The organism is Streptomyces sp. NPDC029466, assembly GCF_055574515.1.
Genome location: NZ_JBVHZH010000004.1, coordinates 85,459 through 112,357, shown reverse-complemented (window position 1 = coordinate 112,357; position 26,899 = coordinate 85,459). Strand labels below are relative to the sequence as shown.

21 protein-coding genes and 1 pseudogene are annotated in these 26,899 nt (G+C 72.2%); 10 read left to right on the top strand and 12 right to left on the bottom strand.

All coding sequences use genetic code 11. From position 1 onward, the window contains the following. Window positions 1–100 precede the first annotated feature (100 nt). Window positions 101–316, top strand: a complete 216-nt coding sequence (locus tag ACZ4XD_RS05715) for a hypothetical protein (RefSeq protein WP_468038527.1) — start codon at window positions 101–103, stop codon at window positions 314–316. 149 nt (window positions 317–465) lie between these two features. On the opposite strand, the gene cobM is transcribed toward ACZ4XD_RS05715, so the two are convergent. The 3 genes from cobM to ACZ4XD_RS05700 all read right to left on the bottom strand — a co-directional run bounded on the left by cobM (window position 466) and on the right by ACZ4XD_RS05700 (window position 2,984). Further along, window positions 466–1,272, bottom strand: coding sequence for a precorrin-4 C(11)-methyltransferase (gene cobM, locus ACZ4XD_RS05710; protein ID WP_468038525.1), 807 nt, complete (start codon window positions 1,270–1,272; stop codon window positions 466–468). Further along, window positions 1,269–2,603, bottom strand: a complete 1,335-nt coding sequence (gene cbiE, locus ACZ4XD_RS05705) for a precorrin-6y C5,15-methyltransferase (decarboxylating) subunit CbiE (protein ID WP_468038523.1) — start codon at window positions 2,601–2,603, stop codon at window positions 1,269–1,271. The genes cobM and cbiE overlap by 4 nt, the downstream gene beginning before the upstream one ends. A gap of 108 nt (window positions 2,604–2,711) precedes the next feature. Continuing rightward, window positions 2,712–2,984 (bottom strand): hypothetical protein, encoded by a 273-nt coding sequence (locus tag ACZ4XD_RS05700; RefSeq protein WP_042151247.1) that lies wholly within the window; start codon window positions 2,982–2,984, stop codon window positions 2,712–2,714. 226 nt (window positions 2,985–3,210) lie between these two features. Here ACZ4XD_RS05700 and ACZ4XD_RS05695 point away from each other — a divergent pair, with 226 nt between their 5' ends. From ACZ4XD_RS05695 to ACZ4XD_RS05685, 3 genes are all read left to right on the top strand, one after another. After that, the gene (locus tag ACZ4XD_RS05695; protein ID WP_468038521.1) at window positions 3,211–4,230 is read left to right on the top strand and encodes a cation diffusion facilitator family transporter; all 1,020 of its coding nucleotides are present in this window, start codon (window positions 3,211–3,213) and stop codon (window positions 4,228–4,230) included. Between the two features lie 156 nt (window positions 4,231–4,386). After that, on the top strand, window positions 4,387–4,989 hold the full coding sequence (locus ACZ4XD_RS05690) for a hypothetical protein (protein WP_468038519.1): 603 nt from the start codon (window positions 4,387–4,389) through the stop codon (window positions 4,987–4,989). Window positions 4,990–5,157: 168 nt separating this feature from the next. Next, window positions 5,158–6,150: a hypothetical protein gene (locus ACZ4XD_RS05685; RefSeq protein ID WP_468038517.1), complete on the top strand. Its 993-nt coding sequence runs from the start codon at window positions 5,158–5,160 to the stop codon at window positions 6,148–6,150. Between the two features lie 7 nt (window positions 6,151–6,157). Here the strand turns inward: ACZ4XD_RS05685 and ACZ4XD_RS05680 are convergent, their stop codons facing one another. Further along, the gene (locus ACZ4XD_RS05680; protein ID WP_468038515.1) at window positions 6,158–7,099 is read right to left on the bottom strand and encodes an NADP-dependent oxidoreductase; all 942 of its coding nucleotides are present in this window, start codon (window positions 7,097–7,099) and stop codon (window positions 6,158–6,160) included. A gap of 318 nt (window positions 7,100–7,417) precedes the next feature. Between ACZ4XD_RS05680 and ACZ4XD_RS05675 the strand changes: the two genes are divergently transcribed. Further along, window positions 7,418–8,140 (top strand): response regulator transcription factor, encoded by a 723-nt coding sequence (locus ACZ4XD_RS05675; RefSeq protein WP_468038513.1) that lies wholly within the window; start codon window positions 7,418–7,420, stop codon window positions 8,138–8,140. A gap of 141 nt (window positions 8,141–8,281) precedes the next feature. Beyond that, window positions 8,282–9,439, top strand: coding sequence for an ABC transporter ATP-binding protein (locus tag ACZ4XD_RS05670; RefSeq protein WP_468038511.1), 1,158 nt, complete (start codon window positions 8,282–8,284; stop codon window positions 9,437–9,439). Between the two features lie 138 nt (window positions 9,440–9,577). Here ACZ4XD_RS05670 and ACZ4XD_RS05665 read toward each other — a convergent pair whose 3' ends face one another. From ACZ4XD_RS05665 to ACZ4XD_RS05655, 3 genes are read right to left on the bottom strand one after another with little or no spacing between them, the layout of a single operon-like run. Then, on the bottom strand, window positions 9,578–10,528 hold the full coding sequence (locus tag ACZ4XD_RS05665; RefSeq protein WP_468038509.1) for an ABC transporter substrate-binding protein: 951 nt from the start codon (window positions 10,526–10,528) through the stop codon (window positions 9,578–9,580). Further along, the gene (locus ACZ4XD_RS05660; protein WP_468038507.1) at window positions 10,525–11,199 is read right to left on the bottom strand and encodes an ABC transporter permease; all 675 of its coding nucleotides are present in this window, start codon (window positions 11,197–11,199) and stop codon (window positions 10,525–10,527) included. Before ACZ4XD_RS05660 ends, ACZ4XD_RS05665 begins: the two co-directional genes overlap by 4 nt. Further along, complete coding sequence (locus ACZ4XD_RS05655; protein WP_468038505.1) at window positions 11,196–11,942, bottom strand: ABC transporter permease; 747 nt, start codon at window positions 11,940–11,942, stop codon at window positions 11,196–11,198. Before ACZ4XD_RS05655 ends, ACZ4XD_RS05660 begins: the two co-directional genes overlap by 4 nt. Window positions 11,943–12,241: 299 nt before the next feature. Between ACZ4XD_RS05655 and ACZ4XD_RS05650 the strand changes: the two genes are divergently transcribed. Then, a complete protein-coding gene (locus ACZ4XD_RS05650; RefSeq protein ID WP_468038503.1) occupies window positions 12,242–13,069 on the top strand; it encodes a polysaccharide deacetylase family protein in 828 nt (275 codons plus the stop codon). A gap of 56 nt (window positions 13,070–13,125) precedes the next feature. Here ACZ4XD_RS05650 and ACZ4XD_RS05645 read toward each other — a convergent pair. From ACZ4XD_RS05645 to ACZ4XD_RS05635, 3 genes and pseudogenes are all read right to left on the bottom strand, one after another. Then, window positions 13,126–13,293 (bottom strand): annotated as a pseudogene (locus ACZ4XD_RS05645) (VanZ family protein); the annotation flags it as partial. 56 nt (window positions 13,294–13,349) lie between these two features. Beyond that, window positions 13,350–14,651, bottom strand: a complete 1,302-nt coding sequence (locus ACZ4XD_RS05640) for an alpha/beta hydrolase (RefSeq protein ID WP_468038501.1) — start codon at window positions 14,649–14,651, stop codon at window positions 13,350–13,352. A gap of 293 nt (window positions 14,652–14,944) precedes the next feature. After that, on the bottom strand, window positions 14,945–17,020 hold the full coding sequence (locus ACZ4XD_RS05635) for a PhoX family protein (RefSeq protein WP_468038499.1): 2,076 nt from the start codon (window positions 17,018–17,020) through the stop codon (window positions 14,945–14,947). Window positions 17,021–17,561: 541 nt separating this feature from the next. Between ACZ4XD_RS05635 and ACZ4XD_RS05630 the strand changes: the two genes are divergently transcribed. The 3 genes from ACZ4XD_RS05630 (at window position 17,562) to metG (ending at window position 22,930) form a co-directional block, all read left to right on the top strand. Then, a complete protein-coding gene (locus ACZ4XD_RS05630; RefSeq protein WP_468038497.1) occupies window positions 17,562–19,244 on the top strand; it encodes a vWA domain-containing protein in 1,683 nt (560 codons plus the stop codon). Window positions 19,245–19,588: 344 nt separating this feature from the next. Next, window positions 19,589–21,064: an MFS transporter gene (locus tag ACZ4XD_RS05625; protein WP_468038495.1), complete on the top strand. Its 1,476-nt coding sequence runs from the start codon at window positions 19,589–19,591 to the stop codon at window positions 21,062–21,064. 150 nt (window positions 21,065–21,214) lie between these two features. After that, window positions 21,215–22,930 (top strand): methionine--tRNA ligase, encoded by a 1,716-nt coding sequence (gene metG / locus ACZ4XD_RS05620; protein ID WP_468038493.1) that lies wholly within the window; start codon window positions 21,215–21,217, stop codon window positions 22,928–22,930. A 112-nt stretch (window positions 22,931–23,042) separates the two neighbouring features. On the opposite strand, the gene ACZ4XD_RS05615 is transcribed toward metG, so the two are convergent. Together ACZ4XD_RS05615 and aspS are read right to left on the bottom strand one after the other, a co-directional pair. Then, a complete protein-coding gene (locus tag ACZ4XD_RS05615; protein WP_468038491.1) occupies window positions 23,043–24,752 on the bottom strand; it encodes a hypothetical protein in 1,710 nt (569 codons plus the stop codon). Between the two features lie 211 nt (window positions 24,753–24,963). Next, the gene (aspS, locus tag ACZ4XD_RS05610) at window positions 24,964–26,727 is read right to left on the bottom strand and encodes an aspartate--tRNA ligase (RefSeq protein WP_432141289.1); all 1,764 of its coding nucleotides are present in this window, start codon (window positions 26,725–26,727) and stop codon (window positions 24,964–24,966) included. Window positions 26,728–26,899: the final 172 nt, after the last annotated feature.

Sequence of the window (26,899 nt, the reverse complement as noted above, 5' to 3'; positions counted from 1 at the left end):
CATTCTGGCGCCGGGTGGCCCATTACGGCCTTATTTTGCTTTATCGGCAATTCGGCCCGTGTGAGTTCAGATCCCATAGCTCCGAAGGGAAGGGCACGCCATGCGTCACGGCTTCACCCCTGAGATCGACACCCGCGAGATCGCCGACACCGAGCTGGACACCATCGCCGGCGGGAACGCCGGTGCCGAGGTTGCCGGGCACGGTGCCGCCGTGAGCATCGGCAACGGCCTTGAGGCCGGCGGCTCCCTCGGGGCGACCACGCCCCTCGGGCAGATCGGCGGTATGGCCTCGGTGGGGATCACCCCCAGCCTCTGAGCGAGGCCGGCCGAGGCTGATGGCGACGAACCCCGGAACCTCCAGTTCCGGGGTTCGCGTCTGTCCGGCCGGAGTTGCGGGCGGGCTTCCGGCCGCGTCCCGGGCGGAAGCCTGTCCGCCCGGCGCGGGCCGCGGCCCGTACGCGTCGGCTACGGCGTCTCCGTGACCGACGGCGGGACCGGGGGTACGTCAGACGGCCCGGCGCACGGCAGATGCGGCCGCTCGCGGTCCGCCGAGTAGAGGTGGCTGTCGCGGAACTGCTCGGCGCCCAGGGTGCGGCCGACCATGATGACGGCCGTACGGACCACGCCCGCGGCCTTCACCTGATCCGCGATATCGGCGAGGGTGCCGCGCAGCACGAGTTCATCGGGGCGGGAGGCCATCGCGACGACCGCGGCGGGGCAGTCGGCGCCGTAGTGCGGCAGAAGTTCGGCGACGACCCGGTCGACGTACATGGCGGCCAGGTGGAGCACCAGCAGCGCACCGCTGCGGCCGAGGGTGGCGAGGTCCTCGCCCTCCGGCATGGGGGTGGCCCGCTGGGCGACGCGGGTGAGGATGACGGTCTGGCCGACGGTGGGGACGGTCAGTTCGCGCTTGAGGGCGGCCGCCGCCGCGGCGAACGCGGGGACGCCCGGCACCACGTCGTACGGCACACCGGCCGCGTCCAGCCGGCGCATCTGCTCGGCGACCGCGCTGAAGACGGACGGGTCACCGGAGTGCAGCCGGGCCACGTCATGGCCCTCCTCATGGGCGCGCACCATCTCGGCGGTGATCGCGTCGAGGTCCAGCTGCGCGGTGTCGATGAGCCGGGCACCGGGCGGGCACTCGGCGAGCAGCTCCCGCGGCACCAGGCTGCCCGCGTACAGACAGACCCCGCAGGACGCGAGCGTCCGGGCGCCGCGCACGGTGATCAGGTCGGCGGCGCCGGGACCCGCGCCGATGAAGTGGACGGTCATGGTTGCTCGGTCTCCTGGGGGACGGCGGTCGGGGACGGGGAGGTGGCCTGCGGCTTCACGGCCGACCACTGGGTGACCGGCATCGCCTGCCGCCAGCCGGTGAAACCGCCGACCGGCACGGCGTGCGCGACCGCGAGCCGCACCAGCTCGCCGCCGTGCTGCCGGTACCAGTCGGCGAGCAGCGCCTCGGACTCCAGCGTCACGGTGTTCGCCACCAGCCGGCCGCCCGCGGGCAGCGCCGCCCAGCACGCGGCCAGCAGGCCGGGGGCGGTCAGCCCGCCGCCGATGAAGACCGCGTCCGGCGTCGGCAGACCGTCCAGCGCGGCGGGTGCGGGGCCGGTGACGACACGCAGTCCGGGGACGCCGAGCGTGCGCGCGTTCCGGCCGATCCGCTCGGCCCGTACGGGGTCGCGTTCGACGCTGACGGCGCGGCAGCCGCGGTGCGCCCGCAGCCACTCGATGGCGATGGAGCCGGAGCCGCCGCCGATGTCCCAGAGGAGTTCACCGGGGGCGGGGGCCAAGGCGGCGAGGGTGGCGGCGCGGACATGGCGCTTGGTGAGCTGGCCGTCGTGCTCATAGGCGGTGTCGGGGAGACCGGGGACGGTGGAGAGCGGCGGGGTGCCGGGCGCGCGGCGGCAGTCGAGGGCGAGGACGTTGAGGGGGTCGCCGGGCGGCAGGTCCCAGTCCTCGGCGGTGCCCTCGGCCGTCTTCTCCCGCGGGCCGCCGAGCTGTTCCAGTACGCGTATCCGGGTCGGGCCGAAGCCGTGGGCGCGCAGCAGGGCCGCGACCTCGGCGGGGGTCCGGGCGCCGGCGGACAGCACCAGCACCCGGCGGCCGTCGTACAGCGCGCGGAGGAGGTTCTCGGCGGGCCGTCCGACCAGCGTGACGACCTCGGTGTCCTCCAGCGGCCAGCCCAGGCGGGCACAGGCGTGGGAGACGGAGGAGGGGTGCGGAAGGATGCGCAGCCCGGGGGCCGGGGGCCCGCCCGCCGCCGCTTCCGCGCCGGTGGCCGCCTGCTCCTGGAGCACCTCGGTCAGCGTCCGTCCGATGCCGTAGAACATCGGATCGCCGCTGGCCAGCACGCACACCCGGCGCCCGGCGTACGCGGCGAGCAGCCCGGGGACCGCGGGGCGCAGCGGCGACGGCCACGGGACGCGTTCACCGGCGCACTCGGCGGGCAGCAGCGCGAGCTGGCGGGCGCCGCCGATCAGCACCTCGGCGGCGCTCAGGGCCTGGCGGGAGGCGGGCGGCAGACCGTCCCAGCCGTCGGCCCCGATGCCGACGACGGACAGCGGTTCAGGAGCGGCCGGGGCGGGTGGTGCGGGGCTCACTGCCGGATACCTCAGAGGTCGGGAGGGGACGGGGACCGGTCCGGGGGACGGGAGCCGAACTTTACTGACCGGTCGTCTCGCCCCGTCCCGCGGGGAGGCCCCCCGCCCTCACGCCAGCAGGGCGATCAGGAACTGGCCCGCGAACAGGAACGCCGCGCAGAAGCCCACCAGCGCCGGCAGCCACTGCCAGATGCCGCGCGGGGAGTCGAAGCAGGCCAGGTAGCCGAGGACGGCGACGGTGCCGAGCAGGGCGCCCAGCCAGAACGTGAGGCCGTCGTGGTGGGTGGACAGGATGGCGACGGCGGCCAGCAGGCCGAGCGGCGCCAGCAGCTGTCCCGTGCCGGGTGCGGGCCGCCGGGTCTCCCCCGTAGCGTTGCTCATGGCGCCGGATGCTACCCGGCAGGAGGGGCCGCGACGGCTCACCGCGCCAGCCGGGAGCGGATGGCCGAACTCCGTTTCCCGCTTCCGCTCACGCCCTCCTCCGCACCGCTCTGACCAGGCACGATCGTCCGTTCGACGGTAATGACAACGGTCACCGGTGCAGCCTTTGGATCTTTGGCCGAAGTGCGGTTTGCTTCGCAGCGAGGAGCCAGGAAGGAGCGCGCCGATGACCGAGCACGCCCATAGCCACGGGCACAGCCACAGCCATGCGCACGGTGTCTCACCGGACGCCGACCGGCGCTGGCTGCGGGCCGCGCTGATCCTGCTCACCGCGTACATGGCGGTCGAGGTCGTCATCGGTGTGGTGGCGCAGTCCCTGGCGCTGATCTCGGACGCCGCCCATATGCTCACCGACGCGGTCTCGATCGTGCTGGCGCTGATCGCGATGCGGCTGGCCGCGCGGCCGGCCCGCGGTGGCTTCACCTACGGACTCAAGCGCGCCGAGATCCTCTCCGCGCAGGCCAACGGCATCACCTTGCTGCTGCTGTCGGCCTGGCTGGCGTACGAGGCCGTCGAGCGGCTGATCTCGCCACCGAAGGTGGGCGGCGGGCTGGTGCTGGTGACCGCGCTGTCCGGCATCGTGGTCAATCTGATCTGCACCTGGCTGCTGTCCAAGGCCAACCGCTCCAGCCTGAACGTCGAGGGCGCCTATCAGCACATCCTCACCGACCTGTTCGGGTTCGTCGCCACCGCCGTCGCCGGTCTGGTCGTGCTGACGACGGGCTTCGAGCGGGCCGACGCGATCGCCACGCTCGTGGTCGTCGCGCTGATGCTGCGGGCCGGTACGGGGCTGGTGCGGGAGTCCGGCCGGATCTTCATGGAGGCCGCGCCGGCCGGCCTCGACCCGGACGCGCTGGGCGATCACCTGGTCGCCGCTGACGAGGTCGTCGAGGTGCATGACCTGCACATCTGGCAGATCACCTCCGGGCAGCCGGCGCTCTCCGCGCACATCCTGGTGGCGCCGGGCGGCGACTGCCACAAGGTCCGCCGCAGCCTTCAGGAGCTGCTGAGCGGGGAGTACGGCATCACCCACGCCACCCTTCAGGTCGATCATGTCGGCGAACAGGGCGCACCCGATGAGCTGCTGACGCTGAGTCCGCGGCCCGGTCCCGGCCCGGAGCAGCCGGCCGGCCACTGCGAGGACGCGCACGGTCCGGTGCACCGGCCGGGGCCGCACCGGCACTGAGCGGCCGGGGCGGCGAGGTCCGGCGGGCCCGGGCGGTGGATGCGCCGCGGCAGCCGGAGCCGTGCGCCGCCCCCGCGGCCCCTCACTCGGGTGAACCCGGCCCGGCAGCGGGCCGCCTGCCGCCCGTCGCGGCGGCCGCGATGCTCGGATGACGGCATGAGAACCGCCGTTGTCTGCGCGCTGCTGTGCGCCGCCACGCTTCACGCACCGTCCGCCGCCGCGTCCGCCGCGAAGGCCCCGCCCGCCGTCTCGGTCACGGTGTCGGTGACCGACGGCGCCGACGACACCGGGTCCGGCAAACGGCTCGACTACCGCATCACCGTGCACAACCTGGGTGACTTGGAGGTGCACGGCGCCCGGATCGAGCAGCGGATGCCGGCCACCACGACCTCGGCGACCGCGCCCGGCGGCCGGGTCGAAGGGCAGGACGTGGGCGAGCAGAAGGTGATCTGGCGCTCCGATCTGCCCGCGCACGACATCCAGGTCTTCACCGCCACGGCCGTGCTCGGCGGCCGCGCCGGATCCGCCGCCTCCACCGCCCCCGGCACCCGGCGCCCCGCCGCCACGGTCTGTGTCTACGTCGGCGAGTCCTTCGCCCCCACGGCCTGCTCGGGCGATGTGGACGACCTGCCGGAGAGCACCCCGGAGAGCGAGGGCGACAGCTGGATGGGGTGGGCGGTGGGCGCCGGGGCCACCGCGCTGCTCGGGCCGGGGGTGGTGCGCGCTGTCCGGCGGCGGCGCGTGGCGCGGGCGGGCTGAGGCGGGGCGGGGGCCGCCCGGTCACCCATTGGCACCGGCCCCGGTCGCGGGCGGCGGAGGTTCCCACTTGCCTGGGAGATGGCCGTAGCGCGCGTCCTGCGGAGCTCCGCCGGCCCGGCCGGACCGTGGAACGCGCCCCAGTCCGCCGTGCAGGAAGGACCGGACGCGATGTCAGCGAGCGCACCCGTACGCACGGGCGGGCGGATGACACCGCGGCCCCCGCACGGGCCGCGACACCGTGGACGGGCGCTGGCCGGTGGGGTGTTGCTGCTGGTGGGGGCGTTGCTGCTGCCGTTGAGCCTGGCCGCGATCTGGGCGCGGGCCGAGCTGACCGAGACCGACGGCTATGTGGCGGCGGTGGCGCCGCTGGCCGGGAACGCCGCCGTCCAGGAGGCGGTCGTCGACGATGTGACGGACGGCGTGATGGCGCATGTCCGGCTCGACGGGCTGCTGAAGGCCGTACCGCGCGCCGAGCGTCCCGCGGTGCGCCGGCACTTCACCCGCGGGATCCGCCAGTTCGTGGAGAAGCAGGTGCGGCAGGTCGTCACCGGCCGCGGCTTTCGCGCGGTGTGGAACGGGGTGCACCGGACCGCCCACCGGACGCTGGACGGCCGGCTGGCCGCGTCCGGCCGGTCCCCGGTCACGCTGGACCTCACCCCGGTCGTGGAACGCGTCAAGCGTCAGCTGTCCCACAACGGCATGGGGCTCGACCTCCTGCGGCGGGTGCCGCGGGCCGGGGTGGAGATCGTGCTGCTGAAGGCCCCGGACGTGCCCCGGATCCGGGCCGTCTACGAGGTCGTCCGCACCGGGGCGCTGCTGCTGCCGCCGGCCGCGGCACTGTGTCTGACCGGCGGGCTGCTGCTGGCGCGGCGCCGGCGGCGGGCGCTGATCTGGGCCGGGATGGGCTGTGCGGCGGCCGCCGGGCTGCTGGCCGGGGTGCTCGCGCTGGTCCGCAGCCGCACCCTGGACGCGCTGCCCGCCATGGTCTCCCGGCCGGCCGCGGGCGCCTACGCCGACGCGCTCACCGGACCGCTGCGCACCGGGGTCTGGCTGGTCATCGGCGCGGGGGCGCTGACCGCCGGGCTGGCAGCGGCGGGACCGCCGGCGGTCCGGGCGCTGCGTGCCCGCCGGTCCGCGGCGCGCACCGGCGCCGGCTCCTGACCTCCGCTCAGATCGCCAGGACCGTCTTCCCCTGCGCCCGGCCGGTGCGGCTGGTCGCCAGGGCGTCCGGCGCCTCTTCCAGGGAGACCTCACGGCCCACGAGGACCGTCAGACGGCCGGCGTCGACCTGGCCGGCGAGGATCTCCAGCAGCTGCGGGGAGGGGCGGTTGACGAAGTTGAAGCCGCGGAGGTTGTGCTCGGTGAGCTCGTCCGCGTCGGCCGAGCCGATCAGCGAGACGGCGGTACCCCCGTCCCGCACGGTCCGGGTCAGTGCGGCGAACTCGGTGGGGCCACTGGTCATGTCGATCAGCACATCGACACCGTCCGGATGGATCGCGAGGACCTGGTCGGCGATCGGGCCCGCGGTGTGGTCGACGGTCTCGGCGGCGCCCAGCGTGCGCATCAGCTCCGCCTTGGCCGGGCGGGCGGTGGCGATCACCTCGGCCCCGCGGCCGGCCGCGAGTTGGGTGACGAAGGTGCCGACGCCGCCGGTCGCGCCAACGATCAGCACCCTTCTGCCCTCGGCGATCCGGGTCTCCTCGACCAGGTTGTACGCGGTCATCCCGGCCGTCGGCACGGCCGCGGAGGTGGCGTAGGTGACGCTGCGGGCGGCGTGCGCGATCCGCTCCTCGTCGGCGACGGCGAGCTCGCAGTACGACCCGCCGCCCTGCTCCGGCCGCTGGAACTGGCCGAACACCGCGTCACCGATGGTGAACCGCCGCACCCCGCTGCCGATGGCGAGCACCTCGCCCGCCCCGTCCGAACCCAGGACGAGGGGGAAAGCGGCCGGGACGGCATCGCCGAACATCCCGTCGGCGAGCTTCCAGTCGACGGGGTTGAGTCCGGCGGCGGCCAGCCGCACCAGGACCTCACCGGGCCCTGGTTCGGGCTGCGGCAGCTCCATGAGCTGCGGCTGTTCACCGAATGCGCTGACTGCTACGGCTCTCATCGTGGCGCTCCCTTCCACCTTCCGACCGGTGGCCGAAGTGGATCGTAAGCACGCCGGCCGGGCCGGATGCGGCAGGAGGAGAGGCGGTGCGGCGGAAGCAACTCGTACGGCCCCGCGCCCCGGGGCTGTCCGGCCCAGGTTCGCCGTGGCGCGGTCGCACGGGCCGCGGCGGCCCGGTCGGCGGTCCGCGTCACCGGCGCCGTGCGGGGGCCCGTGCCGGGTGCCGCTCGGCGCCAGCCTGGTGAATTCCCCGGTCCCGGCGTCGCGGCGCACGGCGTTCGGCTCGCCGGAGGCTCCGCCTCGGGTACATATGACGCCATGCGCGTTCTGGTGGTGGAGGACGAGGAGTGCCTCGCGGACACGATCGCCGCGGAGCTGCGCCGCGCGGCGATCGTGGTGGACATCGCCCACGACGGCCGCGCGGCACTGGCCGGACTGCGGCTCGGCGGGTACGACGTGCTCGTCCTGGACCGCGAACTGCCCGCACCGCACGGTGACGCCCTGCGCCGGTATGTGGTGGCCGAGCGGCTGCCGACCCGGGTGCTGCTGCTCACCGCGGCCGGCCCGGACGACCGGGCGGCGGACCCGGCACCGGCCGCGGACGACCGGCTGGCCAAGCCCTTCGCCCCCGAGGAGTTGCTCGCCCGGGTCATCTCGCTGGGCCGGCCCGCCCGCTGCGCCGAGCCGCAGGTCATCGAGCGGGCCGGCGTCACCGTCGACACCGCGCGCGGGCTGGCCGCCCGCGACGGACGCCCGCTGGCGCTGTCGCGTACGGAGTTCGGGGTGCTCGAAGTGCTGCTGCGCGCACAGGGCGCGGTGGTCAGCGGCGACGAGCTGATCGAGGAGGTGTGGGAGGAACACACCAGCTACGGCGGCAACGCCGTACGCGTCACCCTCGGCGCCCTGCGGGCCAAGCTCGGCGACCCGCCGGTGATCGAAGCGGTGCCGGACGGCGGGTACCGGATGGCCGACGGGCCGGGGGCGGACGAGCCGGGGACGGGCGGCGAGCCGGAGCCGGGTGCCCGGCGGGCGGGGGTCTGAGGGGCCGTCACTCCGGAGCCGGAGGCCAGGGGCTGGGCGCCGGGGGCAGGGGGCTGGGCACTGGGGGCAGGGCCCGGGTCGCACCCCACCCGATTGCCCGCATGACAGGTCCGGCCGCGGGCCGCGGGATTCAATGGGGCGATGATCCGGTTCGACTCGGTCACCAAGCGCTACCCCGACGGGACCACCGCCGTCGACGGCCTCTCCTTCGAGGTCGGCGAGGGGGAGTTGGTGACGCTGGTGGGGCCCTCGGGCTGCGGCAAGACGACGACCATGATGATGGTCAACCGGCTCATCGACCCCACGCACGGGCGGATCTATGTCGACGGTGCGGACATCGCCGGCGTGGACCCGGTCACCCTGCGCCGCGGGATCGGCTATGTCATCCAGCAGACCGGCCTCTTCCCGCACCGCACCGTCCTCGACAACACCGCGACCGTGCCCTTTCTGACCGGCTGGAAGAGGGCCAAGGCCCGCGCGCGGGCCGCCGAACTCCTGGATCTCGTCGGTCTGGACCCGGCCGTCTACGGGCCGCGCTACCCCGAGCAGCTCTCCGGCGGCCAGCGCCAGCGGGTCGGGGTGGCCCGTGCGCTCGCCGCCGACCCGCCCGTCCTGCTGATGGACGAGCCGTTCGGCGCGGTCGACCCGGTCGTCCGCGACCGGCTGCAGAAGGAGTTCCTGCGGCTTCAGGCCGAGCTGCACAAGACCGTGCTGCTGGTCACCCATGACATCGAGGAGGCCATCCGGCTCGGCGACCGGATCGCGGTCTACGGAGCCGGCCGGATCGAGCAGTACGACACCCCCGCGAGCGTCCTCGGTGCCCCCGCGACCCCCTATGTCGCCGAATTCGTCGGTACCGACCGTGCGTTGAAACAGCTCTCGGTCACCGGTATCGACCGTGGTGACCTCGAACGTCCGCCGTGCGTCCGGCTCGGCGAACCCGCCGCGCGCGCCAGGGCACGACTGCGGAGCGAGGGCGCCCGCTGGGCGGTGGTACTCGACGAGGACGGCACCCTGCACGGCTGGGTGGCCACCGAGGAGCTGGCCGGCGGGGAGGGCACGGTCGCCGGTCACGCCCGCCGGATGGAGGCCTGGGTGCCGGTGACCGGCACCCTCAAGGCGGCCTTCAGCGAGATGCTCAAGCATGACGCCGGCTGGATCGCGGTGCTGGACGGCCACCGGTTCCTGGGCGTCCTCACCCCGACCAAGCTTCATGAGGCCCTGCGCCGCACCATCGGTTCGGACGAGCAGGGGGTACCGCGGGAGCGGGCCGAGGTGGACTCGGTCCCCACGGAGTGAAAGCGCCGGGACGGCGTTTCACGTGAAACGCCCGGCCTGCCGCCCTGCGCGGCGTTTCACGTGAAACACCGGCCCTGTCACCGCCCGCATCACAGGCACGGTCACCGCGCACCGCACCCCCACGCCGCCCGCGCCGTGTCAGCTCTTGGGCAACAGCCCTTTGGACTTGAGGTAGTTGCGCGCCACATCCGACGGCAGCCGCCGCCAGCTGTCCACCTGCTCGTTGAGGTACGCCAGATCGGCGGTGGTCAGCACCTTGTTGAGGCGGTTGAGCGCGGCGGCCGGCCCCGCGCCGCCCGCACGGGCGCGGTTCACGACGGGGAGGACGTTATCGGCGTTCTGGAGCTTCTTGTCGTCGGTGAGCAGCACCAGCCCGAACCGGTCGAGGGTGGCATCGGTGCTGGTGGTGAGCACCATCTGGTCCTGCCCGTTCTGCACGGCCTGTTTGGCGGGTGTGGTGCCGACGCCCTTCGCGTCGATGGCGGTGATGTTGATCCCGTAGCGCTTCTTCAGCCCCGGCGCACAGAACGGCCGCTGAACGCATTCATCGCCCGCGGCCAGACGCACCGGAAGCTTGGCGCGGCCCAGATCGCTGAGGGTCTTGAGGTGGTGCTCGCGAGCGTAAGGAGCACTCACCGCGAAGGCGTTCTGGTCGACGGCCCGGCCGGCCGGAAGCACGGTCAGACCGCGCGGGCCGGCGAGCCGGCGCAGCGCGGCCATGGTGGCACCGATCTCGGGCGAGGCCACCGGTGCCGCCTGGGAGCCCTTGTCCTTGGCGTTGAGCCAGTCCGCGAAGGTGGCGGCGTACTCGGGTACGACATCGATCTGCCCCACCTCCAAGGCGGGTTCGTACAGTTCGCGGTTGCCGACGGTCACCACATGGGTCCGGTACCCGGCGTGGTCGAGCAGCGCCGCGTACATCTGGGCCAGCAGCTCGCTCTCGGTGAAGCCGGCCGAGCCGATGGTGAGTTCGTGGCTGTCGCCGGGGGAGGCGGTGATCGCGGCGCGGGTCTCCAGCGAGGGACCGCTGGAGCAGGCCGCGAGCCCGAGGCCGACGACGGCCGCAACGGCGGCGGCAGCGGCCCTCATCGCGCCCGTCCGCGGGCCCATCCCGGTGCCCACCGCTGAGCCAGCTCGAAGGCCGCCTCCATCAGCAGCGCGAACACCGCGACCAGCACCGCTCCGGCGACCACCTGCGGGGTGCTGGCCAGGTTGAACCCGGCGGTGATGATCCGGCCGAGCCCGCCGCCGCCCACCAGCGCGGCGAGCGTGGCGGTGGCCACCAGCTGCACCGCGGCGATCCGGATGCCGGTCAGGACGAGCGGAAAGGCGAGCGGCACCTCGACCCGCCACACCAGCTGGCCGCCGGTCATCCCCATGCCCCGGGCGGCCCGCACCACGTTCTGGTCCACCTCACGCATCCCGACATACGCATTGGTCAGCAGCGGCGGAATCGCGAACAACACCAGCGCGATGATGGTTGGCCACTGCCCGTGCCGTCCAATCGGGGTGAGCAGCAGCAGGACGAGGACGGCGAAGGTCGGCACCGCGCGGCCGATGTTGGCGAGGTTGACGGCCAGCGCCCCGCCGCGGCCGAGGTGGCCGAGGGTCAGGGCGACCGGCAGCGCGATCAGGGCGCTGATGACCAGACAGCCGAAGGTGAGCACGAGGTGCTGTTCGAGGCGGTGCCAGACGCCGTTCTCACCGGACCAGTTGGCGGCGGTGGTCAGCCATCTCCAGACCGCGGAGACGGTGTTCATGTCCGCCGCCCCAGGGCCGCGACCAGGCGCTTCGGTCCGGTGGCGGCCCGGGACCGCACCGCCCGCCGGCTCGCCCGGCGCCAGGGGGTGAGCAGCCGTTCCACCCCGAGCAGCAGCAGATCGAAGACCACCGCGAGCAGCACACAGAGCACGGACGCGGTGAGCACCTGTGCCTTGAAGAACGCGTTCATGCCGGCGTAGATGAGGTTGCCCAGCCCGCCGTATCCGACGATGGCGCCGACGGTGGTGAGCGCGACCGCCGAGACCGTGGCGATCCGCAGCCCGGCCATCGCCGCCGGCACGGCCAGCGGCAGTTCGACGGTCAGCAGTTGGCGCATCGGCCCGTACCCCATGCCCCGGGCGGCTTCCGTGGCCTCGGCGGGCACCCCGTCCAGGCCCGCCAGGATGTTCCGCACGAGCAGGGTGAGCGAGTAGAGCGCGAGGCCGACCACCACGAGGGTGGCGGACAGCCCGTAGACCGGCAGCAGCAGCGAGAACATCGCCAGCGACGGGATCGTGTAGAGGACCGTGGTGATGCCGAGCACCGGCCCGATGGTCCAGCGTCTGCGCCGGGCGAGCAGCGCCAGCGGGACCGCGATCACCAGCCCGAGCGCCACCGAGAACACCGTCAGTTGGAGGTGCTGGAGGAGCGCGTCGAGGAGGATCTGCCGACGGGTGCTCAGGTAGTCGCCGCAGATCCAGTCGTTGTGCGCCAGGCAGTCGCCCGGCGGCGGTGCGGTCACGGTACGAGTCCACCGCGGTGGGGGCGGGGTGTCGCGGCGGACGCGTCCGATCGGGGTGGGCACGAGACGGCCTCCGCCGCCGTACGTCCCACCCGCCCCCGGCACCCCTCCCTCCCCTTACACACCCCACGTATACACGCAGTGTGTACTGCCTATGTATAGTCCCAGGGTCCCCTGCGACAGCTGTTCCCGCGGGTCGGCGCGGCAGGGCCACGCTCCGTACGCGTCGACTTCGTCATGCCCGAACGCGCAGGTCGCGGGCTCGCTGTCGCACTCCTCGCACGCGAAGAGAGACCCGTATGCCGAAGTCGATATCCGCGGCCCGCCGCACCTTCCTCGCCGGGCTGCTGACGGCCACGTCCCTGGTCCTGGTCCTCAGCGGCTGCGCCACCTACGACGTCACCGCCCCGGCCGACGCCCGCGCCGACGCACCGGCGGCCGACGTCCGGGCGAAGGACACCGCGGACGCCGCGGCCGAGGACGGCAAGGCCCCGCGGGGCACCGCCGGTGACGCCGTCGACTGCCGCAAGGCCAAGTGCGTCGCGCTCACCTTCGACGCGGGCCCCAGCGAGCACACCCACCGCCTGCTGGACATCCTCAAGAAGGAGAAGGTCCATGCGACCTTCTTCATGCTCGGCGAGAACCACGTGGAAAAGCGCCCCGCCGAGGTGAAGCGGATCGACGCCGAGGGCCATGAGCTGGCCAACCACACCTGGTCGCACCAGATTCTGACCGACATCCCGGCCGCATCGGCCAAGCGCGAGATGTCCCGCCTCCAGGACGCGGTCCGCAAGATCACCGGCAAGACGCCCCGGCTGATGCGCCCGCCGCAGGGCAGGACCGATGAGACGGTCTCCGACATCAGCAAGGACCTCGGCCTGGCGCAGGTCCTGTGGAGCGTGACCGCCAAGGACTACCGGACCAACGATTCGGCCCTGATCACCAAGCGGGTGCTCGAACAGACCGAGCGCGACGGCATCATCCTGCTGCACGACATCTACCGGGGAACCGTGCCGGCCGTCCCCGGCATCCTCAAGGAGCTGAAGAAGCGCGGCTACACGATCGTCACGGTCTCCCAGCTGCTCTCCCCGGCGAAGCCGGAACCGGGCATGGTCTACCGCCCGTAGCGCGGCCGGGCGCGCGGCACGGGGCGCGCCCCACCGCCCGCGCCGACCGGCCTACGTCACGCCGACCCGGCCCCGGGGGCCTTGACCGGCCCCGCCCTCCCCTTGCCGCCGATCCGGTGCCACCAGTGCCGGCGCCGCGGATGCACGGCCCGGCCCAGCCGCCGCCCCAGCAGCAGATAGCCGAGCAGCGCACCGGCGCAGTTGAGGATCACATCGTCGATGTCGACATGCGACAGGGGCGCCGGACAGCTCCGGCGCCCCTGTTCAGCTCACTCGCGGCTCACCCCTGGGAGCGCTCCGCCTCCACCCGTCGGCGGCCCTTGTTGTCGTCGGACGCCGACGGTGCCGGGGACGGCGTGGTCCGCTGCGCCGGGGCGCCGCCCTTCCCCGCGCCCGGCTTGCGCTGCGGGAGCGCCTCCGTGTCCTGGGGGAACGTCAGCTGCTGGCTCTGCCACTGCAGGGCCGGCACGACCTCCCGCCGCCAGGTCGTGAACTGGTGGCTGCCCTGCGGCAGGATGATCGATTCGGTCGTCATCGGCGACTTGGCCGCCCGCAGGAACTTCATGGTGTCGCCGTAGTCCGCCTCGCCCTTACGGCTGCTGGCCACCAGCGCGGAGATCTGCGGCGCGGGGAGGTGCTTCAGCCGCCACAGCAGGTCGTGCTCGCGCTCGCGCCGGGCACCCTCCGGACCGGGGCCGAAGAGGCTGCCGGTGGTCAGGTCGTCCTTGATCGCGTAGTCACCGGAGAGCGAGACCGCCGAGGTGTAGATCTTCGGGTTCCGCATCGCCAGCTGCAACGAGCAGGTGCCGCCGGACGAGTAGCCGAACGCGCCCCAGGCGCTGGGGTCCCGGCCCACCCGGTAGGCCGACTTCATGGCGTCCGGCAGGTCCTTGGTGAAGAACGTCTCGGCCTGCGGCCCGCCCGGCACATCCACACACTCGGTGTCGCGCGGCGGGGCGATCGTCGGCCGGACCATCACGATCACCGTCGGCTGCATCTTGCCCTGCGCGATCAGCCGGCCGGCGTTCTGCGGCACCTGGAGGTGCTGGGCGAGGTTCATGATCCCGCCGGGGTAGCCGCTGATGACGACCATGACGGGGAACCGCTGCCGGCGGAACTGCTGCTGGAAGTACTGCGGCGGGAGATAGACGAAGCCCGGGTTGATGGCCCGGCTGCGACGGCCGATGATCTTCACGGAGTCGACCTTGCCCACCCGGTCGGCGGGCCCCTTGGGCAGCCCGGTCACCCGGTCGAGCCCCTGCGGACCGGCCGGCTGGACCAGTCCGCCCTTGAGGTTGCCGACCGAGGTGTACTGGCCGCCGCCCTGGCTCAGGGACGCCGGGGCCTCGTCGGTGTTGCCCAGGAGTTCGTCCCAGTTGCCGTAGAACTCGTAGTTCGTGTTCACGGCGAGGGCGAGCGCGCACACGATCGACACCTGGGTGACCACGATCGCGCCCAGCCGGCCGAAGACGGCTGCCACGCCGCGCCGCGCCAGCCGGGGCCAGAGCCAGACCGTGGCGGCGACACAGAGCACCGCCAGCACGATCACCGTGTATTCGAGCGACTGACTGGTCAGCCCCATGCGCCCACATCTCCCGTCACCCTCAAAAGGGTTCTTGCCTTCTTAACCGGCCGCCTTAGGCACAACGGACGGCTCCGGACAATGGTCACCGGAGAAGACGGGCACACCTGCGCATCGGATACCTGAGCGACACACTTCTTACCCTGCTCTTGCCACATCGTTTCCGCGGCGTGATGTGGCGGGACGGGAGGAACCGCCGGGGCGCGTCGCGGGACGGGCACGGAGCCGCGGGACGGGACGGTGCCCATTAGGACGGGGAGCCGGACCCGCCCCCATGGGCACCTGCCGTTCCGTCACATGCCGATGTCCCGCCCGTCCTTCCGCCACACACCCACTACGGAGGGGCGGACCAACTCCCCTTCCCCGTCCGGCCATTGCGACGCGGGCCGCTCCACACTGGCCCCGTCCACCTCACCCGGGTGCTGCACGGCGACCAGCACCCGCCGCTCCTGTACGACCGGCCCACAGGTCTCGGCCCCCGTAGGCACCGTCAGGAACTGCCGGACCTCGCCCCGCCGTTCTCCCGCGGTCGCCACCCCGAACAGTCCGTCATGGCTGCCCAGCGCATTTCCGTCGGTCGATATCCAGAGATTTCCGTGCACATCAAAGGTGATGTTGTCCGGGCAGGAAATGGGGCTGACCTGGTCCTTGGGGAATCCGCCGAAATAGGTGGCCGGATCCTCCGGGTCACCGCAGACCAGGAAGAGCCGCCAGTCGAAACGGTCCGCCGCCGGGTCGTCACACCGCTCGCTGAGTTCCAGAATCTGCCCGTGCTTGTTCTCCTTGCGCGGATTGGGCTCGTCCGCCGGAGCCTTGCCCGTCTTCCCCCGGTCGCTGTTGTTGGTCAGGGCGATATAGACCCGCCCGGTCCGCGGGCTGGGCTCGACATCCTCCGGGCGGTCCATCTTCGTGGCGCCCACCTTGTCGGCGGCCATCCGGGTGAAGACATAGACCTCTTCCGCCGTCATTCCCGGCACATGCGAGGTGTCGCCGCTCGCCAGCGGAATCCACTCCCCCGACCCGTCGAACTCGCCGTCCTTCGGCAGCTTGCCCGACCCGTCGATCTCCCCCGCCGCACTGTCACCGGTGAACTTGGCGACATAGAGCGTCCCCTCGTCCAGCAGCGTCCGGTTGTGCTCCCGCGCGGCACGTGACGTCCCGCGCTTCATCCGCCGGGCGGAGACGAACTTGTAGAAGTAATCGAACTTCTCGTCATCGCCCATGTAGAGAACGGGCCGGCCGTCCGCCGTCAGCCGCGGTTCGGCCGCCTCGTGCTTGAACCGCCCCAGCGCCGTCAGCTTCCGCGGTGTCGACTCGGGATCGTGCGGGTCGATTTCCACCACCCAGCCGAAACGGTGCGGCTCATTCGGCTCCCGCACGACATCGAAGCGCTTGTCGAAACGCTCCCACTTACGCTGGCTCGCCCCGCCGGTAATGCCGTACCGCTTGAGCCGGGCCGCCGCCGTCGGATCGGTGACACTGCCCCCGTTGGCGAAATACTGGTTGAAATTCTCCTCGCCGGACAGCACCGTCCCCCACGGTGTGATGCCGCCTCCGCAGTTGTTGAGCGTCCCCAGAATGCGCGTCCCCTCGGGGTCGGCGGACGTCTTCAGCAGGTCGCTGCCCGCCGCGGGGCCGGTGACCTCGAACGGCGTGGTGCCGGTGATCCGCCGGTTGAGCCGGTGCCGGGACACCGCCGTCAGCCGCCCGCTGTGCCGCTCCTCCTGGACGACCAGTACGGACAGCCCGTGCGCCGCCCAGCCGATCTCGGCCTGCTCCCGCGTCGGCGCCTCCGCGTCGTACCCGGCGAACATCAGCTGCTCGTCGGTGTACTCGTGGTTGATCACCAGCAGCTGCCGGTGCCGCTCGCCCGGCACGTCCAGCACGGCCATGTAGTCGTTGTTGTAACCGAACTGCCCCGCCTGCGCCTTCGCCGACTGCCGGTCCGGGTCGAAGGCCGGCGCCCCGCGCAGAATCGGGTCGCCCCACCGGATGACGATGTTCTGCGCGTGCCCCTCGGGGACGACCACCGCGTCGGCCGTGTTCGGCGCCACGGTGGCGAACCGCAGCCCGCGCGCCGCCTTGTGGCCCTTCCCTCCCCGGGACTCCTGACCGGGCCCCGGCGCCGCGACGGCCGGCGGCGCCCCCACGCCGCCCACCGCGCCGCCGGCCGCGGCCGCCACCGTCACGACCGCGGCGGCCCGCACCATCGAACGCCGGGACAGCGCACCGGCGATGACCTCACCGACGTAGGCGTTGTCGCTCGTGTTCGGCGTCTCGTGGAAGCAGGCGTCACCACAGCGGTACCGGCACGTCATGGCCGAACGCCCACCAGGATGCGAGCCGATCAACGGCAGGAACTTGCGCACATTTCCCCCTCTTTAGCGGAGTCGAACGAGGTCGAACGGTGCGCAGCACGGACAAAAGGACGCGTGCGCCGTCGTTCGGTTCGCGGTCATGGTTCGCCGTGACGCTAAACGGACCGATCCGCCGCATGACGACGCAAACATGAACAGACGGTGAATCCGAGGGGACGGCAGGCCCGCCCGGCACCGTACGAGGGGTCAATCCCAGCTCCAGGGAGGGCAAAACGACGCATACGACGGTGGCCCGGAGCGCGGTAAGGATTCAGTCCGGTATCGAAAATTCCGCACGGGGCCGTGCGCCGCGGAGGTGCGCACACGGCCGATCAACCTCGTACGCAGGACCGATGTCTCCGCGGCGGAACTCCGACGCCCCGGCCGAAACCCGCCGGCCCGTCAGAGCCCCCGGATGGCCCACCACACAAGGCGCGGGGTCCCACGATGAGGCCGGTCCCGGCCGCTACCCTTACGTATCCGTCCTGGTCAGGGACATGTCCGTGCGTCACGGACATACGCCGCACCCAGCACCCGCAAGAGAGGTTCGCCGATGGGCATTCGGAGTCTGCTGCGCAACGCTTTCGGTCGCTCCAAGGCGACCCGTGAAGAAACCGGCGCGGCCCCGAGCGGCGCCGACAAGCCGGAGTCCGCGACCATCCCGGAGGCCCGCGAGGAGTCCACACCGGCCCCCGCCACCCCGGAAGCCGAGGTTCCGGCCGCCCGGACGGCCCCCACGGAGGCCCCCACCGCCGACCCGGCACCGACGACCCCGACGCTGCCCGCCCAGGGCAGCCGCGCGGACCGTGCGGAGCGGGCGGCGGAGAGCTCGCCGGCCCGGGAGGAGTCCGCGGCAGCTGAGGAGACCACCGGTCGGGACGCGGCCGGGGTACGGGAGGAGCCGGCGGCCGACGACGCGGCTGCGGCGGCCACCCCGTCCGCACCGGTCGAGGCCGTCGAGACGGCCGAAGCGGTTGCGGAGCCTGCGGCGGAGGCCGCCGGGGAGGCGGCTGCGGCCGAGACTGCCGCCACCGAAGAAGCCACCGAGCAGGCCACCGGCGACGCCGTCGCTGATCTCGTGAGCCATGCCTTCGACAACCCGAGCGCGGCGGCGGCCGGCACCGAGCCGGAGGCCAAGGCGGAGGCCGAGGCCGCACCGGAGCCGGAGGCCGTTGAGGCGAAGGCGGAGCCGGAGGTCGAGGCGAAGGCTGAGGTCGAGGCGAAGGCTGAGGTCATCGCAGAGCCCGAGGTCGCGGAGCCCGAGGCGAAGCCGGCCGCGAAGGCCGAGCCGGCGGCCGACGCCGTCGAGCCGGAGCCCGAGGTGGCGGCGGAGCCGGAGCAAAAGACGGCGGCCACGCCGGAACCCGTGAAGCAGCCGGAGGCCGAGGCGGAGCCCGCGGACGAGGCGAAGCCCACGGCCGACGCGGAGCCCAAGGACGAGCCGAAGGCCGCAGCGCCCAAGGCCGACCAGGCCCCCGCCGACCAGCCCCAGGCCGAGGCCGCGGCCGTCACCGCTTCCGCCGCCGCGGCCTCGCTCCCCACTACCGCCCCCGCCCTCGTCAGCCTCTACAAGGCCGCGGGCAGCACCCTGGAGAAGCACGGCCTCACCACCCAGCGCGCCGCCGTCTACCTGGTCCTGGACCGCTCCGGCTCGATGCGTCCCTACTACAAGGACGGCACCGTCCAGAACCTCGCCGAGCAGGCCCTCGGCCTCTCCGCGCACCTCGACGACGACGCCACCGTGCCGGTGATCTTCTTCTCCACCGACATCGACGGCACCGCCGACCTCGACCTCACCAACTACGAGGGCCGTATCGAGGAACTGCACGCCGGTCTGGGCCACATGGGCCGTACGAACTACCACTGGGCCATCAACGCGGTCGTCGACCACTACAAGAAGTCCGGCGCCACCGCCCCGGCCTTCGTCATCTTCCAGACGGACGGCGCCCCGACCTCCAAGCCGGCCGCCGAGAAGGCGCTCTGCGAGGCGGCCGGGCTCCCCCTCTTCTGGCAGTTCATCGGCTTCGGTGACCCGGACGCCAAGGGCTTCGACTTCCTCCGCAAGCTCGACGACCTGGCCGTCCCGGAGAAGCGCGCCGTCGACAACGCCGGCTTCTTCCACGCCGGCCGCGACCCGCGCAGCCTCTCCCACGACGAGCTCTACCAGCAGCTGATGGTCGAGTTCCCCGAGTGGCTCACCGAGGCCCGTGCGGCCGGCGTCCTCAAGGACAGCTGACCGGCCTCGCCGCCACCACACCCGACACCTCACCGGCCGCGGCCGGGCTCCCACGGGCCCGGCCGCGGCCGCCGTCGTGTGCGCACTCCTGACCTCGGCGCCGCCGCGCACCACAACAGGCGAGGCCCCGCGCCCCTCCCTACGCTGAATGGGTGAAGTGCTCCGTTTGATCCGGTTGCTCCGGGTGGGAGCGGCGGGGTGGCCGGGGTGGCCGTACCAGCCGAGCGAGGCGGGTCGTGATGAGTGACGCGAGCCAAGAGGGAGGACCCGCTCCCCCTCCCCGGACCACTACTCCCCGCTGGGCCGCACCGGCGAAGCCCGATCCACGGCGCTGGTGGGGCCTCGTGGTGATTGCGATCGCGCAGCTGATGGTGGTGCTGGACGCGACCATCGTGAACATCGCCCTGCCGTCGGCCCAGCGGGATCTGGGGATGTCGGACGCCAACCGGCAGTGGGTGATCACCGCGTACACGCTGGCGTTCGGCGGGCTGCTGCTGCTCGGCGGGCGGATCGCCGACCTGGTGGGACGGAAGAAGACGTTCATGATCGGGCTGGTCGGGTTCGCGGTCGCGTCGGGGCTGGGCGGTGCGGCCACCGGGTCCGGGCTGCTGTTCGGGGCGCGGGCGCTTCAGGGCGCCTTCGGTGCGCTGCTGGCACCGTCCGCGCTGTCACTGCTCACCACGACGTTCACCATCGGGAAGGAGCGAAGCAAGGCCTTCGGGATCTACGGGGCCATCGCGGGCGGTGGCGCGGCCATCGGACTGATCGCCGGCGGGCTGCTGACCGAGTACCTGAACTGGCGCTGGTGCCTGTACGTGAACGTGCCGATCGCGGCGATCGCCTTCCTGGGCGCTTCGGTGTTTCTGCACGACAAACCGGAGCGGGACCGTGTGCAGCTGGATATTCCGGGCGCGGTGCTGGGCTGCGGCGGTCTGGTCGCGATCGTCTACGGGTGCAGTGAGGCGGAGCCACGGGGGTGGGGAGACGGGCTGGTCATCGGGCTGCTGGCGGGCGGGGTGGCGCTGCTGGCCGCCTTCGGCTGGTGGCAGTCGCGGGCGCCGCATCCCCTCCTGCCGCTGCACATCGTGCGGGACCGGAATCGCGGCGGCGCCTTCCTGACTATGGCGCTCGCGGTCATCGCGATGTTCGGGATGTTCCTGTTCATGACCTACTACCTCCAGACCGTGCTCGGCTATTCACCGGTCCGGGCCGGGCTGGCCTTCCTGCCGATGGTGGCGGCGATCGTGGTCGGCTCCACACAGATCTCGGCACGGCTGCTGCACCGCGTCCCGCCCCGCTTCCTGATGGTCCCGGGCGCGCTGCTGGCCGCCGCGGGGCTCTTCACCCTGCGGTATCTGACGGCCGAGCCCGCGTATGTGTCGCATGTGCTGCCGGCCATGCTGCTCGTCGGGCTCGGCATGGGCCTGATCTTCATGCCGGTGATGGCGACGGCCACGTCCGGGGTGGCCCCGCACGACTCCGGAGTCACCTCCGCGACCGTCAACACGGCGCAGCAGGTGGGCGGTTCGATCGGTACGGCGCTGCTGAACACCCTCGCCACCTCGGCGAGCGCGGTGTTCATCGCGGATCATCTGGCGGACGCGGCCCGGAAGGGTGGCGGGCTCGGGCTCACCCCGGCGGTGCGGGACCAGATCGTCAAGGACGGGGTGGTGCACGGGTTCAATGTCGCGATCGGGGTGGCGTCGGCGATCATGCTGCTCGCCGCGCTCGTCGCCGGACTCCTGGTCAACGGCCGGGCACCGAAGCCCGGCCGGTCCCCGGCGGCGGACGGCGCCGAATCGGCGGACGCGGCGGTGTGAGCGCGGGCCGCGGCGGGCGGCGGAGGGGGTGAGCAGGGGCTCGGTCCGGCGCCGGAATACCCGCGCGGTCACCCCTGCCCCGTCCAGTACGATATTGACGTTCCGTAAAGCAAATCCTCACTCACCGTAGCGACTTGGGAGCAGCCGGCAATGGCTCGACACCTCATCACCAGCGCCCTTCCGTATATCAACGGGATCAAGCACCTGGGCAACATGGTGGGGTCCATGCTCCCGGCCGATGTCTATGCCCGGTATATGCGGCAGCGCGGGCACGATGTCCTCTACATCTGCGCGACGGACGAGCACGGGACCCCGGCGGAGCTGGCGGCGAAGGACGCGGGCCAGTCGGTCGACGCGTTCTGTGCGGAGCAGCACGACAAGCAGAAGGCCATCTACGAGGGCTTCGGCCTGGAATTCGACTACTTCGGCCGGAGCTCGTCGCGGGAGAACGTGGAGCTGACGCAGCACTTCGCGCGCAAGCTGCACGAGAACGGCTTCATCGAGGAGCGGGCGATCCGCCAGGTCTTCTCGATCGCCGACGACCGCTTCCTGCCGGACCGCTACATCGTCGGCACGTGCCCGCACTGTGGCTACGACAAGGCGCGCGGCGACCAGTGCGAGAACTGCACCCGGGTGCTCGACCCGACCGACCTGATCGATGCCCGCTCGGCGATCAGCGGCAGCGGTGACCTGGAGGTGCGCGAGACCAAGCACCTCTTCCTGCTCCAGTCGAAGCTTCAGCACGAGGTCGAGGGCTGGCTGGACGGCAACGGCAGCAAGGAATGGCCGACGCTGGCCTCGTCCATCGCGCACAAGTGGCTGACGGAGGGCCTCCAGGACCGGGCCATCACCCGTGACCTGGACTGGGGCGTGCCGGTGCCGGCCGATGTGTGGCCGGAGCTGGCGGCCGAGGGCAAGGTCTTCTACGTCTGGTTCGACGCGCCGATCGAGTACATCGGCTCGACGAAGGAGTGGGCGGACACCGACCCGGAGAACCGCGACTGGAAGTCGTGGTGGTACGAGGCCGAGGACGTCCGGTACACGGAGTTCATGGCCAAGGACAATGTGCCGTTCCACTCCGTGATGTTCCCGGCGACCCAGCTGGGCACCCGCGAGCCATGGAAGAAGGTCGACTTCCTCAAGGCCTTCAACTGGCTCAACTACTACGGCGGGAAGTTCTCCACCTCCCAGCGGCGCGGCATCTTCACGGACGCGGCGCTGGAGCTGCTGCCGGCCGACTACTGGCGCTACTTCCTGATCGCCAACGCCCCGGAGTCCGACGACACCTCCTTCACTTGGGAGCTGTTCGCGTCCTCGGTCAACAAGGACCTGGCGGACACCCTCGGCAACTTCGTCAACCGGGTGCTGTCCTTCTCCCGGAAGCGGTTCGGTGACGAGGTGCCCGCGGGCGCCGAGGCCGGGGCCGCGGAGCAGAAGCTGGGCGAGGAGATCGCCGGGCTGCTGGCGGAGTACGAGGGCCACATGGAGGCCCTTCAGTTCCGCAAGGCCGCGGCGTCGCTGCGCGCCCTGTGGAGCGCGGGCAACTCCTACCTGGAGGAGAAGGCCCCGTGGCTGGAGATCAAGACCGACAAGGACGCCGCGGCCCTGACGCTGCGTACGGCGATGAACCTGATCCATCTCTACGCGATCGTCTCCGAGCCGTTCATCCCGTCGTCGGCCAAGGCGATGCGGGGCGCCTTCGCGCTGGAGAACGACACCGCGGTGTGGGTCTCCCAGGAGGAGGCGAAGGCGCTGGCCTCGGTGCCGGCCGGAACTCCCTTCACCGTGCCGCCGGTGCTCTTCGCGAAGATCACCGAGGACGACCTGGCGGCCTACCGCGAGCGCTTCGGCGGCGCGGAGCAGTGATCCCCGCCTGACCGCGGCCGTCTCCGCGGCCGGAGCAGCAAGCGCGCCCGTCCGGCCCTCAGGCCGGGCGGGCGCCCGCATGTGTGGGCCCCGATGGCCCGGACGCCGCGGCTCAGGGCCGGGTCGGCGGGGACACGAAGGCGTGCAGTGACTCCAGGCCCGGCGCCGGCGGCAGCGGGATGGGGCGCCAGCCACGGGCGTAGGCCGGCGGCTTACGGCCGTTGACGAGGACGGCGGCGGGCCGGGACGCGGCCAGCCGGGCCAGGCCCGCGGGGGTGATGCCGGCATCGTGGCCCTGCGGCTGGCGGGACGCACAGCCCGCCTGGTACGCCACCCGTACCGCCTCCTCGCCGCTCACCACACAGGGCGGCCGCAGACCGGCCTCCTTCAGCGTCTCGGAGATCCGGCCGATACCGGTCTGGGCGCGTGCGGTGCTCAGCACCATCTTGTGCAGAATCGCCAGCTGGATGGCCTCATGGCCGGTCAGCGCGAGGACGAGCAAGGCCACCGCCCAGGCGTGCCGGCGGCGCGGCAGCCGGGTCAGCCAGTACAGGAACCACGCGGCGGGCATCAGCAGCAGCGCGTACGCGGGCAGCAGGAAGCGCGGCGCGGCGTAATTCACCGTCAGCAGGTAGGGAGCGGCGAGGCAGAGGCCGGCCAGCGCCGGGACGACGAGCGGAGCCGGTCCGTTGCGGTGCAGCGGGCCGACCGGATCGCGCAGCCGCACTGCGGGCCACACCGGGCCGTGGTGGTCCGGTTCGCCGACGGGCTCGCGGCTGCCCGGCCGGACCGGCGCCAGCCCGAGCGGCTGCGGGCCACCGCCGCGCTCCGCGGACGCCCACGCCGGACCGTACCGGTACAGCGCAGCACCGGAATCACGGGCCCGCAGCGCCACCCATACCGCCCCGATGACCGCGAGGGGCAGCAGGAACCACCACACCGCGGTGACCGGATGGTCCCAGGCCAGCTGGCAGGGCCGGCACAGCGTCTTGCCCTGAAGCGAGCGGGCATGGTCGTCGAAGGACAGATGCCAGCCCAGACCGCCCTGGATCCGTCCGGCCTGCCGCAGCCGCGCCACGAGCCCGCCGTAGGACAGATACGCCTCCGCGACCCACTCGGCGCATCCCAGGGCCAGTCCGGCCGGCAGTGCCAGCAGCACGGCGGGGCGCCGCCAGGACGGGACGCACAGGGCCGCGGCGAAGAGCGGCACGGCCAGCCAGACGGCGTCGGTGGGGCGCATCAGCGCGGCCAGCGCCACCGCGACGCCGAGTCCGGCCGCCGCGCCCCGGCCGGCGCGGGGGGCCAGTTGCCGGGACGGCTGCCGTACGGCGCGCAGAAAGCAGCCGGTGGCGACGAGCGCGGCGTAGGCGACCCACAGGTTGGGCATCGCCTGCGGGCCGTAGAAGAGCGTGATCCACAGACCGGCGAACAGCGCGCCGCCCAGCGCCGGTACGGGGGCGGGCAGCAGCTGCCGCCAGACGCACAGGCTGATCAGGAGCCCGGCGCCGGAGAGCACCGCCAGGTAGCAGTGCAGCACGGTGGCCGAGGTCGTCAGCGCGGCGGCCGGGGCGAGGAGGAAGCTGACGCCGCGGGCGCGGGGCGCGCTGAAGAACGCGGCCGGCGTATGGCGGTCGACCTGGCTGACGTAGACCGTCTCGTCCCATCCCAGACCGGGGGTGGTCAGGGCGCCGTAGACCAGCAGGGCGGTGAAGACGGCGGCCACGGCGGTGAGCCACCACAGGTCATGGGCCGCGAGGGAGCGCGTCGCGCGGGTCCGCGGCCCCGGGCCGGCCGGAGCGGAGAGGAGGCTGGCTTGCTGCATGAGCACCACAGTGCAGGCGCTGCCGGAGCCCGGCCACACGAGTGGAGCGGTCGGGGCACCCGGGCCGGCGCGCGGCGTCCGTTCCCGCTCCGGGAGCGCCGGGCCGCCGACGCCCGTCCGGCAGCACAGCGGCCCCGAACGGGCCGGGGCGGCGTTTCACGTGAAACGCCGCCCCTCAGCCTGTCCGAGGCCCTTTGTCCCTCAGCAGCGCCTACTTCACCGGCGGCTTGCGCAGGGAGAGGTGCAGCTCCTTGAGGCGTGCCTCCTCGACCTCGCTCGGGGCGCCCATCAGCAGGTCCTGGGCGTTGCCGTTGAGCGGGAAGGCGATGGTCTCGCGGATGTTGGGCTCGTCGGCCAGCAGCATGACGATGCGGTCGACGCCGGGGGCGATGCCACCGTGCGGCGGGGCGCCGAACTTGAAGGCACGGAGCATGCCGCCGAACTCGGCCTCGACCGTCTCCTTGTCGTAGCCGGCGATCGCGAAGGCCTTGTACATGACCTCGGGCTCGTGGTTACGGATCGCGCCGGAGGACAGCTCGGTGCCGTTGCAGACGATGTCGTACTGCCAGGCCAGGATGTCCAGCGGGTCCTTGGTCTCCAGCGCCTCCAGGCCGCCCTGCGGCATGGAGAACGGGTTGTGCGAGAACTCGATCTTGCCGGTGTCCTCGTCCTTCTCGAACATCGGGAAGTCGACGATCCAGCAGAAGCGGAACTCGTCCTCGACGAAGTGGCCGGCGCGCTTGGCGACCTCGACACGGACCGCGCCCATGATCTTGGAGACCTCGTCGAACTCACCGGCGCCGAAGAAGACGGCGTGGCCGGGCTTGAGGTCCAGGGCGACGACCAGCGACTTGATGTCGTCCTCGGTGAGGAACTTGGCGATCGGGCCGGTCAGCGCGTTGTCCTCGCCGACGCGGACCCAGGCCAGGCCCTTGGCGCCCTGCTGGACGGCGAAGTCGCCCAGCTGGTCGAAGAACTTGCGCGGCTGGTCCGCGGTGTCCGGCACGGCCAGGGCGCGGACGTGCTTGTCGGCGAAGGCCTTGAAGCCGGAGCCGGCGAAGACGTCGGAGACATCCACCAGCTCCAGCTCGGCGCGCAGGTCCGGCTTGTCGGAGCCGTACTTGAGCATCGCCTCGCGGAACGGGATGCGCGGGAACGGGGAGGTGACCGTGCGGCCGTTGCCGAACTCCGTGAACAGCTCGGTCATCAGCTTCTCGACGGGCTGGAAGACATCCTCCTGCTCGACGAAGCTCATCTCGACGTCGAGCTGGTAGAACTCGCCCGGCGAGCGGTCCGCGCGGGCGTCCTCGTCACGGAAGCAGGGCGCGATCTGGAAGTAGCGGTCGAACCCGGCGATCATCAGCAGCTGCTTGAACTGCTGCGGGGCCTGCGGCAGCGCATAGAACTTGCCGGCGTGCAGACGGGAGGGGACCAGGAAGTCGCGAGCGCCCTCGGGGGAGGTCGCGGACAGGATCGGGGTCGCCATCTCGTTGAAGCCGAGGGCCACCATCTTGTGACGGATGGCGGAGATGACCGCGGTGCGCAGCATGATGTTGCGGTGCATCCGCTCACGGCGCAGGTCGAGGAAGCGGTATTCGAGCCGCTTCTCCTCGTTGACGCCGTCGTCCGCGTTGATCGTGAAGGGGATCTGGTCGGCGGCGCCGAGCACCTCGACCTCGGAGACCTCGATCTCGATCTCGCCGGTCGGCAGGTCGGGGTTGACGTTGTCGGCACCGCGCGCGCTGACCTTGCCGTCGATGCGGACGACGGTCTCCTTGGTCAGCGAGCCGAGTGCCTCGTTGGCCGGCGTACCGGGGCGGGCGACGAGCTGGACCAGACCGTAGTGGTCGCGCAGATCGATGAAGAGGATGCCGCCCAGGTCACGTCGATTGTGCAGCCAGCCGCTGAGGCGGACGTCGGTGTCGACGTCCGTGGCTCGGAGCTCGCCGCAGTTATGGGACCGGTACCGATGCATCGCTCATCCAAGTCGTCGCGAGTGTCGAGGTGAGGAGTTGTCGGGAGAGGGAGAGGAAAAGGAGTACGGGCTCATGCGCCCGGTCGCTCTCCCCGTGGATCACCCGAAAGGCCACCCCAGGATTGACATAACCGCTCCAGGTTACCGTCCCGGCCCGCACGCCTTCGTTGAC

Bases quoted from the DNA above. Each gene is read 5' to 3' on its own strand.
- ACZ4XD_RS05630 (WP_468038497.1), top strand. From the start codon at position 17,562: ATGGGCATTCGGAGTCTGCTGCGCAACGCTTTCGGTCGCTCCAAGGCG.
- aspS (WP_432141289.1), bottom strand. From the start codon at position 26,727: ATGCATCGGTACCGGTCCCATAACTGCGGCGAGCTCCGAGCCACGGAC.
- ACZ4XD_RS05700 (WP_042151247.1), bottom strand. From the start codon at position 2,984: ATGAGCAACGCTACGGGGGAGACCCGGCGGCCCGCACCCGGCACGGGA.
- ACZ4XD_RS05640 (WP_468038501.1), bottom strand. From the start codon at position 14,651: ATGGGGCTGACCAGTCAGTCGCTCGAATACACGGTGATCGTGCTGGCG.
- ACZ4XD_RS05660 (WP_468038507.1), bottom strand. From the start codon at position 11,199: ATGAACACCGTCTCCGCGGTCTGGAGATGGCTGACCACCGCCGCCAAC.
- ACZ4XD_RS05665 (WP_468038509.1), bottom strand. From the start codon at position 10,528: ATGAGGGCCGCTGCCGCCGCCGTTGCGGCCGTCGTCGGCCTCGGGCTC.
- ACZ4XD_RS05695 (WP_468038521.1), top strand. From the start codon at position 3,211: ATGACCGAGCACGCCCATAGCCACGGGCACAGCCACAGCCATGCGCAC.
- cobM (WP_468038525.1), bottom strand. From the start codon at position 1,272: ATGACCGTCCACTTCATCGGCGCGGGTCCCGGCGCCGCCGACCTGATC.
- ACZ4XD_RS05650 (WP_468038503.1), top strand. From the start codon at position 12,242: ATGCCGAAGTCGATATCCGCGGCCCGCCGCACCTTCCTCGCCGGGCTG.
- ACZ4XD_RS05615 (WP_468038491.1), bottom strand. From the start codon at position 24,752: ATGCAGCAAGCCAGCCTCCTCTCCGCTCCGGCCGGCCCGGGGCCGCGG.
- metG (WP_468038493.1), top strand. From the start codon at position 21,215: ATGGCTCGACACCTCATCACCAGCGCCCTTCCGTATATCAACGGGATC.
- ACZ4XD_RS05690 (WP_468038519.1), top strand. From the start codon at position 4,387: ATGAGAACCGCCGTTGTCTGCGCGCTGCTGTGCGCCGCCACGCTTCAC.
- ACZ4XD_RS05685 (WP_468038517.1), top strand. From the start codon at position 5,158: ATGTCAGCGAGCGCACCCGTACGCACGGGCGGGCGGATGACACCGCGG.
- ACZ4XD_RS05670 (WP_468038511.1), top strand. From the start codon at position 8,282: ATGATCCGGTTCGACTCGGTCACCAAGCGCTACCCCGACGGGACCACC.
- ACZ4XD_RS05715 (WP_468038527.1), top strand. From the start codon at position 101: ATGCGTCACGGCTTCACCCCTGAGATCGACACCCGCGAGATCGCCGAC.
- ACZ4XD_RS05675 (WP_468038513.1), top strand. From the start codon at position 7,418: ATGCGCGTTCTGGTGGTGGAGGACGAGGAGTGCCTCGCGGACACGATC.
- ACZ4XD_RS05680 (WP_468038515.1), bottom strand. From the start codon at position 7,099: ATGAGAGCCGTAGCAGTCAGCGCATTCGGTGAACAGCCGCAGCTCATG.